General features: G+C 71.8%; 11 protein-coding genes. 9 read left to right on the top strand and 2 right to left on the bottom strand.

Translation table 11 applies throughout. From position 1 onward, the window contains the following. Positions 1 to 84 precede the first annotated feature (84 nt). The 6 genes from ACGFY9_RS31200 to sucD all read left to right on the top strand — a co-directional run bounded on the left by ACGFY9_RS31200 (position 85) and on the right by sucD (position 7500). Positions 85 to 2514 carry a DUF5682 family protein gene (locus ACGFY9_RS31200; protein WP_393759682.1) on the top strand — a complete coding sequence of 810 codons (2430 nt, stop codon included), beginning with the start codon at positions 85 to 87 and terminating at the stop codon, positions 2512 to 2514. A 157-nt stretch (positions 2515 to 2671) separates the two neighbouring features. After that, positions 2672 to 3862 (top strand): vWA domain-containing protein, encoded by a 1191-nt coding sequence (locus ACGFY9_RS31195; protein ID WP_393759680.1) that lies wholly within the window; start codon positions 2672 to 2674, stop codon positions 3860 to 3862. 65 nt (positions 3863 to 3927) lie between these two features. After that, complete coding sequence (locus ACGFY9_RS31190) at positions 3928 to 4776, top strand: hypothetical protein (RefSeq protein WP_393759678.1); 849 nt, start codon at positions 3928 to 3930, stop codon at positions 4774 to 4776. An 80-nt stretch (positions 4777 to 4856) separates the two neighbouring features. After that, the gene (locus ACGFY9_RS31185) at positions 4857 to 5030 is read left to right on the top strand and encodes a hypothetical protein (RefSeq protein WP_393759676.1); all 174 of its coding nucleotides are present in this window, start codon (positions 4857 to 4859) and stop codon (positions 5028 to 5030) included. Between the two features lie 385 nt (positions 5031 to 5415). Then, positions 5416 to 6594 (top strand): ADP-forming succinate--CoA ligase subunit beta, encoded by a 1179-nt coding sequence (gene sucC / locus ACGFY9_RS31180; protein ID WP_393759674.1) that lies wholly within the window; start codon positions 5416 to 5418, stop codon positions 6592 to 6594. Between the two features lie 21 nt (positions 6595 to 6615). Continuing rightward, complete coding sequence (gene sucD, locus ACGFY9_RS31175; protein ID WP_019066811.1) at positions 6616 to 7500, top strand: succinate--CoA ligase subunit alpha; 885 nt, start codon at positions 6616 to 6618, stop codon at positions 7498 to 7500. Between the two features lie 383 nt (positions 7501 to 7883). Here sucD and ACGFY9_RS31170 read toward each other — a convergent pair whose 3' ends face one another. Beyond that, positions 7884 to 9104 (bottom strand): sigma factor-like helix-turn-helix DNA-binding protein, encoded by a 1221-nt coding sequence (locus ACGFY9_RS31170; protein ID WP_393759672.1) that lies wholly within the window; start codon positions 9102 to 9104, stop codon positions 7884 to 7886. Positions 9105 to 9200: 96 nt separating this feature from the next. Here ACGFY9_RS31170 and ACGFY9_RS31165 point away from each other — a divergent pair, with 96 nt between their 5' ends. Beyond that, complete coding sequence (locus ACGFY9_RS31165) at positions 9201 to 11045, top strand: DUF6350 family protein (protein ID WP_393759670.1); 1845 nt, start codon at positions 9201 to 9203, stop codon at positions 11043 to 11045. Positions 11046 to 11058: 13 nt separating this feature from the next. On the opposite strand, the gene ACGFY9_RS31160 is transcribed toward ACGFY9_RS31165, so the two are convergent. Further along, positions 11059 to 11856, bottom strand: coding sequence for a hypothetical protein (locus ACGFY9_RS31160; protein WP_393759668.1), 798 nt, complete (start codon positions 11854 to 11856; stop codon positions 11059 to 11061). Positions 11857 to 12157: 301 nt separating this feature from the next. Between ACGFY9_RS31160 and purN the strand changes: the two genes are divergently transcribed. After that, a complete protein-coding gene (gene purN, locus ACGFY9_RS31155) occupies positions 12158 to 12787 on the top strand; it encodes a phosphoribosylglycinamide formyltransferase (RefSeq protein ID WP_393760016.1) in 630 nt (209 codons plus the stop codon). Next, positions 12784 to 14358, top strand: a complete 1575-nt coding sequence (gene purH / locus ACGFY9_RS31150; protein ID WP_393759666.1) for a bifunctional phosphoribosylaminoimidazolecarboxamide formyltransferase/IMP cyclohydrolase — start codon at positions 12784 to 12786, stop codon at positions 14356 to 14358. The genes purN and purH overlap by 4 nt, the downstream gene beginning before the upstream one ends. Positions 14359 to 14387 lie beyond the last annotated feature (29 nt).

Below are 14387 nucleotides of genomic sequence, written 5' to 3'. Positions count from 1 at the left end.
GGGGACTGGCCGACGACGACTCCAGCTGGAGCTGCTGGAGTTGGAGCGGGAGCGGGAGTGGGATCCGGAGGGGAGGGGGACGAAGTGGCGGGAACTGAGGGGGGCGGGGGCCGGGGCGCCGGGCCGCTGTTGCTCGGGGTGCGGCATCACGGGCCCGGTTCGGCGCGGGCCGTGCGGGCGGCGTTGGAGGCGGCCCGGCCGCGGGTCGTACTGATCGAAGGACCGCCCGAGGCCGACGTGTTGATCCCGCTGGCCGCCGACGAGGACATGCGGCCGCCGGTCGCGCTGCTCGCCCACGCCGTGGACGAGCCGGGCCGCTCGGCGTTCTGGCCGCTGGCCGAGTTCTCCCCGGAGTGGGTCGCGATCCGCTGGGCCCTGGAGCACGAGGTCCCGGCCCGCTTCATCGACCTCCCGGCCACGCACACGCTGGCGTGGGGAAAGGACGACGCCGAGGGCGAGTTGACGGGGGAGGAGCAGCCGCCGGACCCGACTGCCGAGACGCCGACTGCCGGGACTCCGTCCAGCGAGTCCCCTTCCGCCCCGGAGCCTTCTGCCGAGGACATCCGCGTGGATCCCCTCGCCGTCCTCGCCGAGGCCGCCGGCTACGACGATCCCGAGCGCTGGTGGGAGGACGTCGTCGAGCACCGGGGTGTGGGGGAGCGGGACGCGTTCGCGCCGTTCACCGCGCTGGAGGAGGCCATGGGGGCGCTGCGCGAGACATACGGGGTCGGCGGGCACGAGCGGGATCTTGTGCGTGAGGCGTACATGCGGCTCCAAGTGCGGGCGGCGCAGCGGGAGTTCGAGGACGACGTGGCCGTGGTGTGCGGTGCCTGGCATGTGCCCGCGCTGCGGCAGAAGGCGTCCGTCGCCGCGGACCGTGCGCTGCTGAAGGGGCTGCCCAAGGTCAAGGCCGATCTGACCTGGGTGCCGTGGACGCATCGCCGGCTGTCGCGCGCCAGCGGGTACGGCGCTGGTATCGACTCGCCGGGCTGGTACGGCCATCTGTTCGGTGCGCCGGACCGGCCGGTCGAGCGGTGGATGACCAAGGTCGCGGGGCTGTTCCGGGAGGAGGACCGGATCGTCTCTCCGGCCCATGTCATCGAGGCCGTACGGCTGGCGGAGACCCTCGCGGTGATGCGCGGCCGTCCGTTGCCGGGGCTCGGTGAGACCACCGACGCGGTGCGCGCGGTGATGTGCGAGGGCTCGGACGTCCCGCTGTCGCTGGTGCACGACCGGCTCGTCGTCGGGGATGTGCTGGGCGAGGTGCCGCCGGGTGCGCCCGCCGTGCCGTTGCAGCGCGACCTCGACCGGTCGCAGCGCAGGCTGCGGATCAAACCGGAGGCGCTGGAGCGGGAGTTGGAGCTCGACCTGCGCAAGGAGACCGACGCCGGGCGCAGCAGGCTCCTGCACCGGCTGCGGCTGCTGCGCATCGAGTGGGGCGAGCCGGCCGCGTCGCGGGGGAGCACGGGTACGTTCCGGGAGACCTGGCGGCTGCGCTGGGAGCCTGAGTTGGCGGTGCGGGTCGCCGAGGCGGGGGTGTGGGGGACCACCGTGCTGGCGGCGACGACCGCGAAGGCCGAGGCGGACGCGATCGGGGCGCAGAGCCTCGCCGACGTCACCGCCCTCGCCGAGCACTGCCTGCTGGCCGAACTGCCGGACGCGCTCCCGGTGGTGATGAAGGTCCTCGCCGACCGCGCGGCTCTCGACACCGACGTCGGTCATCTCGCGCAGGCACTCCCCGCGCTGGTCCGTTCACTGCGCTACGGCGACGTACGCGGCACCGACACCGGCGCGTTGACGGAGGTCGCGGCCGGCCTCGCCGAGCGTGTCTTCGTCGGCCTGCCCCCGGCCTGCGCGGCCCTCGACGCGGATGCCGCGGAGGAGATGCGGCGGCATGTGGACGCGGTGCACGGGGCGGTGGCGCTATTGGGCGATGCGGGTGGGCCCGGGTCGGGATCTGGTCATGGTGACCTGCGGGACCGTTGGCGCGCGGTGCTGCGGACGCTCTCCGCGCGGGACACCGTCCCCGGTGTCATCCGGGGGCGGGCCGTGCGACTCCTGCTGGACGAAGGGGAGTTGGGGCCGGACGAGGCGGCCCGGCTGATGGGGCTCGTGCTCTCGCCGGGGACACCTCCGGCGGACGCGGCCGCGTGGATCGAGGGGTTCGTCGGCGGTGGGGGCGGGCTGCTCCTCGTGCACGACGAGCGGTTGCTCGCGCTGGTGGACGCGTGGCTGACCGGGGTGCCGGCGGAGGCGTTCACGGACGTGCTGCCGTTGCTGAGGCGAACGTTCTCGTCGTACGAGCCCGGGGTGCGCCGGACACTCGGGGAGTTGGTGCGGCGCGGGCCGGGGAAGCAGGTGGGTACGGCGGCGACGGCGGCCGGGATACCCGGGTTCGGGGCGGAGTTGGACGCCGGGCGCGCGGACGCGGTCGTGCCGGTGCTGCGGCTGCTGTTGGGGCTGGACGACATGGTGGGGAACACCGACAACGAGCTTGTGGGGGTGGCGGGATGACGGGTAACGGCAGGCAGGGCATGAGAGGGCCGGGGGAGCGGGCTCAGGGGGCGGGTGCCGGTGGGGGCGTGCGGGGGCGCCGTACCGAGAACAACTGCCCGGCGACGGCCGTGCGGGTCGTGCCGCTGTGGGAAGGGCTGCGTACGGGGGTGCGCGGATGACGGCCGAGGCGGTCGCGGTCAGCGGGGTCGCGGATCCCGGGCAGCCCGGCCAGGAGCGGCTGCGGCGCTGGCGACTGGTGCTCGGGGGCGACGCGGCCGACGGCACCGGGTGCGAGCTGTCCGGGCAGGACGCCGCGATGGACGGGGCGCTGGCCGCGCTGTACGGCAGGGAGGACAAGGGGCGGGCGGCGAGGGACCGTTCGGCGGGGCTCGGGGCGTCGGCGCCGTCCGTCGCGCGCTGGCTCGGGGACATCCGGACGTACTTCCCGTCCTCCGTCGTCCAGGTCATGCAGCGTGACGCCATCGACCGGCTCGGGCTGTCCGCGCTGCTTCTCGAACCGGAGATGCTGGAGGCGGTCGAGGCCGACGTGCATCTCGTCGGCACGCTGCTCTCCCTCAACAAGGCGATGCCGGAGACCACGAAGGAGACGGCGCGGGCGGTCGTCCGCAAGGTCGTGCGGGACCTGGAGAAGCGGCTCGCCACCCGCACCCGGGCCACACTCACCGGCGCGCTCGACCGCAGCGCCCGTATCAACAGGCCGCGCCACCACGACATCGACTGGAACCGCACGATCGCGGCCAACCTCAAGCACTACCTGCCCGAGTACCGGACGATCGTGCCGGAGCGGCTGATCGGCTACGGGCGCGCGTCCCAGTCGGTGAAGAAGGAGGTCATCCTCTGCATCGACCAGTCCGGGTCGATGGCCGCGTCCGTCGTCTACGCCTCCGTGTTCGGGGCGGTGCTGGCGTCCATGCGGTCGATCAACACCCGCCTCGTCGTCTTCGACACGGCGGTCGTCGACCTCACCGACCAGCTCGACGACCCGGTGGACGTGCTCTTCGGGACCCAGCTCGGCGGCGGTACGGACATCAACAGGGCGCTCGCGTACTGCCAGTCGCAGATCACCCGGCCCGCGGAGACGGTGGTCGTGCTGATCAGCGACCTCTACGAAGGGGGCATCCGGAACGAGATGCTGAAGCGGGTCGCGGCGATGAAGGCGTCGGGGGTGCAGTTCGTGACCCTGCTCGCGCTCTCCGACGAGGGCACGCCCGCCTACGACCGCGAACACGCCTCCGCGCTGGCCGCGTTGGGCGCGCCGGCCTTCGCCTGCACGCCCGATCTGTTCCCGGAGGTGATGGCGGCGGCGATCGAGAAGCGGCCATTGCCGATACCGGACACCATGTGACGAACTGGCTTGTGGGGCAGGGGGGTTGTGCGTCGTAGGGCGGCCCGTGCAAGGATCGTCGCCTCATGAACTGGCCCGCCGCACTGTCCGGTGCCGCCCTGCGCGTGATGCGTACGGCGGTCGGGCGGCGTGTGCGTCAACGTGTGCTTCAAGTCGTCCTGCTGGTAGGCGGGTTGTTCGTGCTCGGCGTCGTCTTCGGGGGACAGGCACAGGCGGCGGAGGGCGGTTCGGTCCCGGCGCACCCGGCGCAGCCGGTGCATCTGGGCAAGCCCGGGATTCCGGTGGTGACTTCGGTGGTGAAGTCGGTTCCGGTTCTGGTTCCGGAGACCACGGCTCAGGTCGTGCAGCCGGTCGCCGATGTCGTGAAGACGGTGACCGAGGTGTTGGCCAAGGCGCAGGTGCCGCCGCTTTCGTCGCTGCCGACCCTGCCCTCGTTGCCGACCCTGCCTTCGTTGCCCGCCGAGCCGACTCTTCCGGTGCAGACGCTCCCGGCACAGTCGACACAGGTGCCGGTCCCCGCCGCCCCACAGACCTCGCGTGGCGGCGGAAGCAAGAAGGGCGGGGCCGCGGCCCACGGGCACGCCTCGGAACCCGCGGCGGTTTCCACCCACGTGGCCGCAGGTGCCACGTACGGGCCGAACGTCGGCGCCGTAGACCATGCAGCCGTCGTACGTCACGCCCCGGGCCCCTCCGCAGGACGCATCCCCACCCCGCACCAGGCACCCACCGATGCCCCCGACGGCGCGCAGCGCGATCAGCCGGGTGTGGACAACGGTGGCTCGCGGCACTGTGACGCGCACGTCGTGACCCTGGACTTCCGGGTGCCCGTGCGGTTCGTGCCCGGTGTTGTCGCGTGCGCGGATGCGGCAGAGACCCGGGACAGGTACCGGGACGTTCCCGTTTTCCCAGGCTAGGCAGGCCCTTTCCGGCAGTTGAGCTGCCCGGAATGTCGCCCTGTCTCCATTTCTGGAACGCCTGAGGAACCGACGTACGCATGAGCAGCAACACGAGCGCGAACATCGACATCACCCCGGCCGAACTCCGACGACGCCTCGTCGATGCCGTGGTCTCCGTCCCGGGAGGGTCCCGGGTCAGGGCCGCCGCGGCCATCCAGGGTGCACGGGCCGCACGCAATGTCTGCGCCCGGACCGTTCGGCACTGGGAGTGACCGACTCCGTGAGGCAGTGACCCCGGACGGCCGAATGCCGTCGGTCTGTCCGGAGTGCGTCTCACGGTATGGGGCCTCGCCGGGCCAACCCCAACCCGGCGAGGCCCCGCCCGAACCAGCCGCCCCAACCACCCACTCGGCGACCTGCCCGAACGCCCCGCCCGCGGCACTCCGTGTCACGGAATCCGGCATCATGTGACAGGTATCACCGCTCAGGTGTGACCCTCGATTTAGGGGCCCCCTGCAAGCAGCGATAACCTGCGAGACGGACATGCCGCGCGCTCGGTCACCGTGTGCGCCTCCCTTGTGACAGCGGACGTCACGTTGCCCTTCGCGGCACGCCCACGCATCCAACGAACCGCGATATCACTGAGGACGGAAGCGCGTGGACCTGTTCGAGTATCAGGCGAGGGACCTCTTCGCCAAGCACGATGTACCGGTGCTGGCCGGTGAAGTCATCGACACGCCTGAGGCGGCCCGCGCAGCCACCGAGCGGCTCGGTGGCAAGTCCGTCGTCAAGGCCCAGGTGAAGGTCGGCGGCCGCGGCAAGGCCGGTGGCGTGAAGCTCGCCGCCACCCCGGACGAGGCCGTCGCGCGTGCGACGGACATCCTCGGCATGGACATCAAGGGCCACACGGTCCACAAGGTGATGATCGCCGAGACCGCGCCCGAGATCGTCGACGAGTACTACGTCTCGTTCCTTCTCGACCGCACCAACCGCACCTTCCTCGCCATGGCGTCCGTCCAGGGCGGCGTGGAGATCGAGGTCGTCGCGGAGGAGAACCCCGAGGCCCTCGCGAAGGTCCCGGTCAACGCCAACGAGGGCGTCTCGATCGAGAAGGCCCGCGAGATCGTCGCGCAGGCCAAGTTCCCGGCCGACGTCGCCGAGCAGGTCGCTGAGATCCTGGTGACCCTGTGGGACACCTTCGTCAAGGAGGACGCCCTCCTCGTCGAGGTCAACCCCCTCGCGAAGGTCGCCGACGGCCGCGTCATCGCGCTCGACGGCAAGGTCTCGCTGGACGAGAACGCCGAGTTCCGCCAGGCGGACCACGCGGCGCTTGAGGACAAGGACTCGGCGAACCCCCTTGAGGCGGCCGCCAAGGCGAAGAACCTCAACTACGTCAAGCTCGACGGCGAGGTCGGCATCATCGGCAACGGCGCGGGTCTCGTCATGAGCACCCTGGACGTCGTCGCGTACGCCGGTGAGGCGCACGGTGGGGTCAAGCCCGCCAACTTCCTCGACATCGGCGGCGGCGCGTCCGCAGCCGTGATGGCGAACGGCCTGGAGATCATCCTCGGCGACCCCGACGTCAAGTCGGTCTTCGTCAACGTCTTCGGCGGCATCACCGCGTGCGACGAGGTCGCCAACGGCATCGTCCAGGCGCTGCAGCTGCTCGCGGACAAGGGCGAGGACGTCACCAAGCCCCTCGTCGTCCGCCTCGACGGCAACAACGCCGAGCTGGGTCGCAAGATCCTCTCCGACGCCAACCACCCGCTGGTCCAGCGCGTGGACACCATGGACGGCGCGGCCGACAAGGCCGCCGAGCTCGCGGCTGCGAAGTAAGGGACGAGGGACAAAACAGCCATGGCTATCTTCCTCACCAAGGACAGCAAGGTCATCGTCCAGGGCATGACCGGTTCCACGGGCATGAAGCACACCAAGCTCATGCTGGCGGACGGCACCAACATCGTCGGTGGCGTCAACCCCCGTAAGGCGGGCACGTCCGTCGACGTCGACGGCACCGAGATCCCGGTCTTCGGCACGGTCGCCGAGGCGATCGAGAAGACGGGCGCGAACGTATCCGTCCTCTTCGTACCGCCGGCCTTCTCCAAGGCCGCCGTGGTCGAGGCGATCGACGCCGAGATCCCGCTCGCGGTCGTCATCACCGAGGGCATCGCCGTCCACGACTCGGCCGCGTTCTACGCGTACGCGGTCGCGAAGGGCAACAAGACCCGGATCATCGGCCCGAACTGCCCCGGCCTTATCACCCCGGGCCAGTCCAACGCCGGCATCATCCCGGGCGACATCACCAAGCCGGGCCGTATCGGCCTGGTCTCGAAGTCCGGCACGCTGACGTACCAGATGATGTACGAGCTGCGTGACATCGGCTTCTCGTCCGCCGTCGGCATCGGTGGCGACCCGGTCATCGGCACCACGCACATCGACGCGCTCGCCGCGTTCGAGGCCGACCCCGACACCGACCTGATCGTGATGATCGGTGAGATCGGTGGCGACGCGGAGGAGCGTGCCGCGGACTTCATCGCGAAGAACGTGACGAAGCCGGTCGTCGGTTACGTCGCGGGCTTCACCGCGCCCGAGGGCAAGACCATGGGCCACGCCGGTGCCATCGTCTCCGGTTCCTCCGGCACGGCCGCCGCGAAGAAGGAGGCCCTTGAGGCCGCCGGCGTCAAGGTCGGCAAGACCCCGACCGAGACGGCCAAGCTCGCCCGCGAGATCCTGGCCGGCTGAGTTACCTGTTTACCTGGCTTCACGTTGATGGGCCCGTTCCCCTGGGTGGGGGCGGGCCCATCGGCGCGTCATGGGGTGCCTGGTCCGGTTGTTCGGCGGCTGCGGCCCGGTGGGGGTTGGTCGCGCAGTTCCTCGCGCCCCTAAAAGACGGCCTGCTGAAAGGGCGGGGGCGGGTCCATTGGCGCGTTCTGGGGTGCGTGGTCCGGTTGTTCGGCGGCTGCGGGTGCGTCGTGGCTGGTCGCGCAGTTCCCCGCGCCCCTAAAAACTCGGGCCCGGGTTTCTTTCAGGGTTCCCCGCGCCCCTTAAAAACGCAGGCTGGCCCGTGTTCTTTTAGGGGCGCGGGGAACTGCGCGACCAGCCCCCACCGGGCTGCACTCGTCGAACTACCGGCTCAGCGGTGCCAGCCTCTCCGGGCCGCTCGTCATCCCGGTCCGCAGACGGTCCCGAAGAGAGACCTCCTCGTCCGACAACGCACCCTGCACAACCCGCGCCGGCACCCCCTCCACCCGTTCCCCCAACGGCACCGGCGCCTCGTAATGCGTGGGCGCAACCCGCAGCGTGAACGTCGTCGCCCCGATGATCGCGACGGTGAACGCGATCGCCGCCCGGGTCCAGAACACGGTCCGGCGTTCGCCGACGAAGCGAACCGTCGGCGGCTTGGCCGCGTGCAGCCGCCCGGTGGAGGCGAGTTCGGTCATCCGCCGGTGCAGTTCGGCCGGGTCGGACAGGTCGGGCAACTGCGCGGCGATGGCCTCGCGCGCGTGCAGCAGCCGGTTGGCCGCCGCCGGCGTACTCGCCTCCGTCTCCGCCGCGGTCTCAGCGAGACCGAGCCCGACACCGTCGTAGAGGAGAAGCGTGCGGCGGTACGACGGCGGGAGCTTGAGGAGGGCGGTCAGGAGGGCGCGGTCGGAGGCGTCGGGGGGCGGGGGTTCCGGGTGGCGGTATCTGGGACGGAACCGGTGCCAGGGGGAGAGGGCGTGCTCGTACGCGACCGAGCGCACCCAGCCGGCCGGGTCGCGGTCGACCGCCACCTCGGGCCAGCGCTGCCAGGCGACCTGGAAGGCCCGCTCGACGGACTCCCGCGCCAACTCGCGCCGCCCGGTCAGCAGATAGGCCTGCCGTACGAGGGCGGGTGCGCAGAACGCGTAGAGCGCGTCGAAGGCCTGAGCGGGCGTCAGGGGCGCGCGGGACGGTTCCTCGATCGGTACGGGTACGAGGACGGGTTCGAGTACGGCGGTGTCGTCCACCACCTCGACCTCGACCGCCTCAACCTCGACCGCCTCAACCTCGACCGCCTCAACCTCGGCCGCCTTGGCCTCGACCGCCTCAACCTCGGCCGCCTTGGCCTCGGCCACCTCAACCTCGGCCACCTCGACCGCCGGAGGCTTCGTCACGGTCTCTTCTTCACCCAGGCTGGTGAGCAATTTCGCGTACGCCTCCCGTTTCCGGCCACGTGGTGTCGTACGGCCGGTCTCCCACGAGCGCACTGTCTCGCGGCTGACGCCCACCCGCGTCGCGACCTGAGCCTGTGTCAGCGAGCCCGCCTCGCGCAGGCGTCGGCGTTCTTTGGGCGGAGGGAGCGGGGTTGCAGGGCTCTGCGTCACCGGACGCCCCTTCGTACGAAAAAGTACATAAACGTATATTGAGCGACACTTCCGAGGTTCGCCTGTTACGACGAGAAAGCGCGTGTCGTTGGGAGCATGGCGGGCGTGATGCCGATGACCCACCGCCGAGCGCTGTTGTCGCCCCTGCTCACCCGGATGCGTGACCGATCCCCCGGAGTGGCCGCCAGCCTGTTGGGTGGCGCGGTCGCGGCGGGGCTCGGGCTCGGTTCGTTCGCGGTGCTCGTGATGGTGCTGTGGATCAGCTCGCCGTACCCCGACAGCGGACCCGGCGGCGCCCTGCACATGGCCGCCGCCCTGTGGCTCCTCGCGCACGGCGTCGAACTGGTCCGCGCCGACACCCTCTCCGGGGTCCCCGCCCCCGTGGGCGTCACCCCGCTGCTCCTCCTCGCCCTGCCGCTGTGGCTGCTGCACCGGGCGGCCCGGCACGCGGTGCTGGGCGGGGGCGACGGTGAAGACGACCCCGAGGGGCCGCCCCTCATCGCCGCCCGTACCGCCTGGACCGGCGTCGCCCTCGGCTACCTCGGCGTAGGCACCGCCGCCGCCCTCTACGCGTCCGGTGGCGAACTCTCCCCCTCCTGGAGCTGGACCGCGGTCTGCCTGCCGCTGCTCGCCGCGGGCGCGGCCGGTTCGGGCGTGTGGACGGCGTACGGGCGCCCGCGCGAACCCGTGCTGAGCGTGCTGATCCACCTGCCGGCCGGGCTGCGACGGCTCGTCCTGGGCCCCGAGGCCCGCGAGTCCCGGGCCCGTATCGGCACCGCCGCACGCGCCGGGGGACTCGGCACGGCGGTCCTCGTCGGGGGCGGCGCGCTGTTGCTCGGCACGTCCCTGATCTGGCACGGCGGTGCCGCCCGGACGTCCTTCCTCCAGCTGACGGAGGGGTTGTCGGGCCGGTTCGCCGTCCTGCTGCTCTGCGTCGCGCTGATCCCGAACGCGGCGGTGTGGTCCGCGTCCTACGGCCTCGGCCCCGGCTTCGCCCTCGGCGTCCACCACACGGTCGCCCCCCTCTCCTCGGCCCCGGCCCCCCTCCTCCCGCCGTTCCCCCTCCTCGCGGCGGTCCCGGACGCGGGCACCGGAACCCCGCTGAACTGGCTCGCCGGGCTGGTGCCGGTGGCGGCCGGGGTGACCGTGGGGTGGTTCGTGGCGCGGGTCGCGGTGGGCGGCACCGCGGGTCAACGGGGCAACGGCGCGGGCGAGTTGACGGAGGAGCAGAAGCGGAGGGCGGCCAGCGCCGGGCTCCGCCAACAGCCACCGCACGCCCCCTCCACGCGCACCCCGCACACCCCCTCCGCGCAGGCCCCTTGGGCGCAGGGCCGCACCGCCGCCACCGCCCTGCTCGCCGCCGCGCTGTGTGCCGTAGCGCTGGGTCTGCTCGCGGAGTTGTCCGGGGGGCCGCTCGGGAGTGCCGCGCTCGCGCGGTTCGGGCCGGTGTGGTGGGAGACCGGGGGCGCGGCGCTGGCGTGGATCGCGGCGGTGGCGGTGCCTACGGCGCTCGGGCTGCGGGCGTGGCGGCTGCGGGAACGCCGGGTGCCCGCACCGACGATCGGGAAGTCGACGATCGGGAAGACGCGGGAGGCCGAGGCCGCCCCCGCCCCTGTCGCGGGCGACCCGGTGCCTTGGTTCCGGCGGCCGTACGCGGTCGGCCGGGGTTGGCTGGCGCGCAAGCCGAAGAAGGCGGAGCAGCCGGTCCCGGTACCCGTGCCGGCGCAGGCTCCCGTCGACCAGCCGTACATCGCCTACGACCACGACCCCACGTTCGACCCGTACGACTTCCTGCCCGTCGACGTGCCGTCGGAGCCGGCGCCCACCCCCTGGTACGACGACGCCTCCCGCGAGGCCCGCTGGGCGGCCCTGAGGGAGGCGTCCACGCCACCGGAACCTTCGGAACACAAGGACGAGCCGGAACCGCCCGTGACGAACTGACCGGTGCCGTCTGTCAGTTGGCGGTCCCCAGGAACCCCCGCAGCTCCTTCGGCAGGAGCTGGTTGCAGGACTGCTTGGCCTCGTTCGTGAGGGCGTCGTTGGCGCAGGTGTAGTAGTCCTTGTAGACGAGCTGCGCGACGAACATCGCGGCCACCAGTGCGATCGCCAGGGACGCGGTGACCAGGCCGCTGATCGCCGCCGTCGTCTGCGGGCGGGTCTGCGTCTCGGGCACCGCCGGGGTGTCCGGGTTGGGCGTGGGGGACTTGGCGCGCAGGGCGCTGCCGCCCCAGTAGAGGGCCAGCGCGCCGAGCAGCAGGGCCACGTACGGCCAGCCGAAGAGGGCGAAGAAGAAGGCCCACATGCCGCTCAGCAGGGCGTAACGGGCGCGGCGCTGGGCCGGGTCCGTCGGGTCCCAGCGCATACCGCCCTGGCCGGGGCCGCCGTTGCCCGGGCCCTCGGGTCCGCTCTGTCCGGTGGGGCCGCCTGGCCGGTCGCCGAAGTTGCCCGAGGAACGCCCCGGCTGCCGGTCGCTCCACTGATTGCCCCACGGCGAGTGACCGCCGTCACCCTGCGGGGCGTCGCCGTCCTCGCCGTCCTCGCCTGCCTCGGGGCGCCGCGGCTGCCAGGGCCGGTCCGGGGTGCCCTCGGGCGGCGGCGCGAAGGGATTGTCGTCCTGCCCCGCACCGCTCTTCCCGTCCGAGGGCGCGTCGGGCGGCGAGGAGGGCCGCTCCCGGAGCAGCACGGTGCCGCGCTCCCCTCCCTGCGCCGGCAGCGGGGGGAACGTGAGGAGTCGCAGACTGCGGTCCGGCATCAAATGAGCGTCTTCCCCTTGTGGATGTGCTTGGTGGATACGTCTCTCCGACATGAGCTGCCAGTACGTGAACGCCTCGCACGACAACGGCGTTCCCGGACCCGCTCTCCCCAGACGCTACCTTCCGGCCACGCCCCCGTCCCGTGGGGGCTGTCCGGTGTGCCGGTATCGTTGCTGACGGTCGGGCGCTTCGTAGACTTCCCCGTATCCCGGGGCGCGAAGCATTCGTATGAACGCACGAGACGTACGGATGCGCGAGCCGGCCGTACAAGACGACGCTCCCCCGAGAAAGGGCCCCGCCGTGGCCGCCAAGCCCGTGGCCAAGCGCCTCGTCGTGCTGGTCTCCGGATCCGGTACGAATCTGCAGGCGCTCCTCGACGCCGTCGAGACCGCCGGCACCGAGACGTACGGAGCCGAGATCGTGGCCGTGGGCGCGGACCGCGAGGGCATCGAAGGCCTGGCCCGCGCCGAGCGCGCCGGACTGCCCACCTTCGTGTGCAAGGTGAAGGATTTCGGGACCCGCGAGGAATGGGACGCGGCCCTCGCCGAGGCCACCGCCGCGTACGAGCCCGATCTGATCGTGTCGGCCGGGTTCATGAAGATCGTGGGCAAGGAGTTCCTGGCCCGCTTCGGCGGCCGGGTCGTGAACACGCACCCCGCCCTGCTGCCCAGTTTTCCGGGAGCCCACGGCGTACGGGACGCGCTCGCGTACGGCGCCCGGGTCACCGGCTGCACCGTCCACTTCGTCGACGACGGCGTCGACACCGGGCCGATCATCGCTCAGGGCGTGGTCGAGATCCGGGACGAGGACGACGAGAGCGCTCTGCACGAGCGCATCAAGGAAGTCGAGCGCACTCTGCTCGTCGATGTCGTGGGGCGGCTCGCCCGCAACGGCTATCGCATTGAGGGACGAAAGGTAGTTATCCAGTGACCGCCGAGAACATCGAGAGCGGCAAGCGGGCCATCCGTCGCGCGCTCGTCAGCGTCTACGACAAGACCGGCCTGGAGGAGCTGGCCCGCGGCCTGCACGAGGCGGGCGTGGAGCTAGTCTCCACGGGTTCCACCGCCGCCCGTATCGCCGCCGCCGGTGTCCCCGTCACCAAGGTCGAGGAGCTGACCGGCTTCCCCGAGTGCCTGGACGGCCGGGTCAAGACCCTGCACCCCAAGGTGCACGCCGGCATCCTCGCCGACCTGCGCCTGGAGAGCCACCGTCAGCAGCTCGACGAGCTGGGCGTGGCCCCCTTCGACCTGGTGGTGAGCAACCTCTACCCGTTCCGGGAGACCGTCGCCTCGGGCGCGTCCCAGGACGAGTGCGTCGAGCAGATCGACATCGGCGGCCCGTCGATGGTCCGCGCCGCCGCCAAGAACCACCCGTCGGTCGCGATCGTCACCAGCCCCGCGCGCTACGCCGACGTCCTGAACGCCGTACAGAACGGCGGTTTCGACCTCACCACCCGCAAGCGGCTCGCCGCCGAGGCCTTCCAGCACACGGCGTCGTACGACATCGCCGTCGCCGGCTGGTTCGCGAGCTCCTACGCGCCTGTGGACGACTCGCTGTTCCCGGACTTCCTGGGCGCCACCCTGGAGCGCAAGAGCACGCTCCGGTACGGCGAGAACCCGCACCAGCCCGCGGCCCTCTACGTCGACGGCACGGGCACGGGCCTCGCCGAGGCCGAGCAGCTGCACGGGAAGGAGATGTCGTTCAACAACTACACGGACACGGACGCCGCCCGCCGTGCCGCGTACGACCACGACGAGCCCTGTGTCGCGATCATCAAGCACGCCAACCCCTGCGGTATCGCGGTCGGTTCGGACGTCGCCGAGGCGCACCGCAAGGCACACGCGTGTGACCCGCTGTCGGCGTTCGGCGGTGTGATCGCGGTCAACCGCCCGGTGACGAAGGAGCTGGCCGAGCAGGTCGCCCCGATCTTCACCGAGGTCATCGTCGCGCCCGACTACGAGGAGGGCGCGCTGGAGATCCTCGCCAAGCGGAAGAACCTCCGTGTGCTGAAGACCCCGGCCGCACCCTCCCACCCGGCCGAGGTCAAGCCCATCGACGGTGGCGCCCTGCTCCAGGTCACCGACCGGCTCCAGGCCGACGGCGACGACCCGGCCAACTGGACGCTGGCGACGGGCGACGCGCTCTCCGAGGCCGACCTCGCCGACCTCGCCTTCGCGTGGAAGGCCTGCCGCGCGGTGAAGTCCAACGCGATCCTGCTGGCCAAGGACGGTGCCTCGGTCGGCGTCGGCATGGGCCAGGTCAACCGCGTCGACTCCGCGAAGCTCGCCGTCGAGCGGGCGGGCGAGGAGCGGGCCCGGGGTTCGTTCGCGGCCTCGGACGCGTTCTTCCCGTTCCCGGACGGGCTTGAGGTCCTGACCGAGGCGGGCGTCAAGGCCGTTGTCCAGCCCGGCGGTTCGCTCCGCGACGAGCTGACGATCGAGGCCGCGAAGAAGGCGGGCGTCACGATGTACTTCACGGGGACGCGGCACTTCTTCCACTGACGGGTCGCGCACGCGCCAGGAGTACGGGG

It is taken from the genome of Streptomyces sp. NPDC048504 (assembly GCF_043200035.1).
Classification (GTDB): Bacteria; Actinomycetota; Actinomycetes; order Streptomycetales; family Streptomycetaceae; genus Streptomyces.
This window is presented reverse-complemented; position numbering and strand designations above follow the sequence as displayed.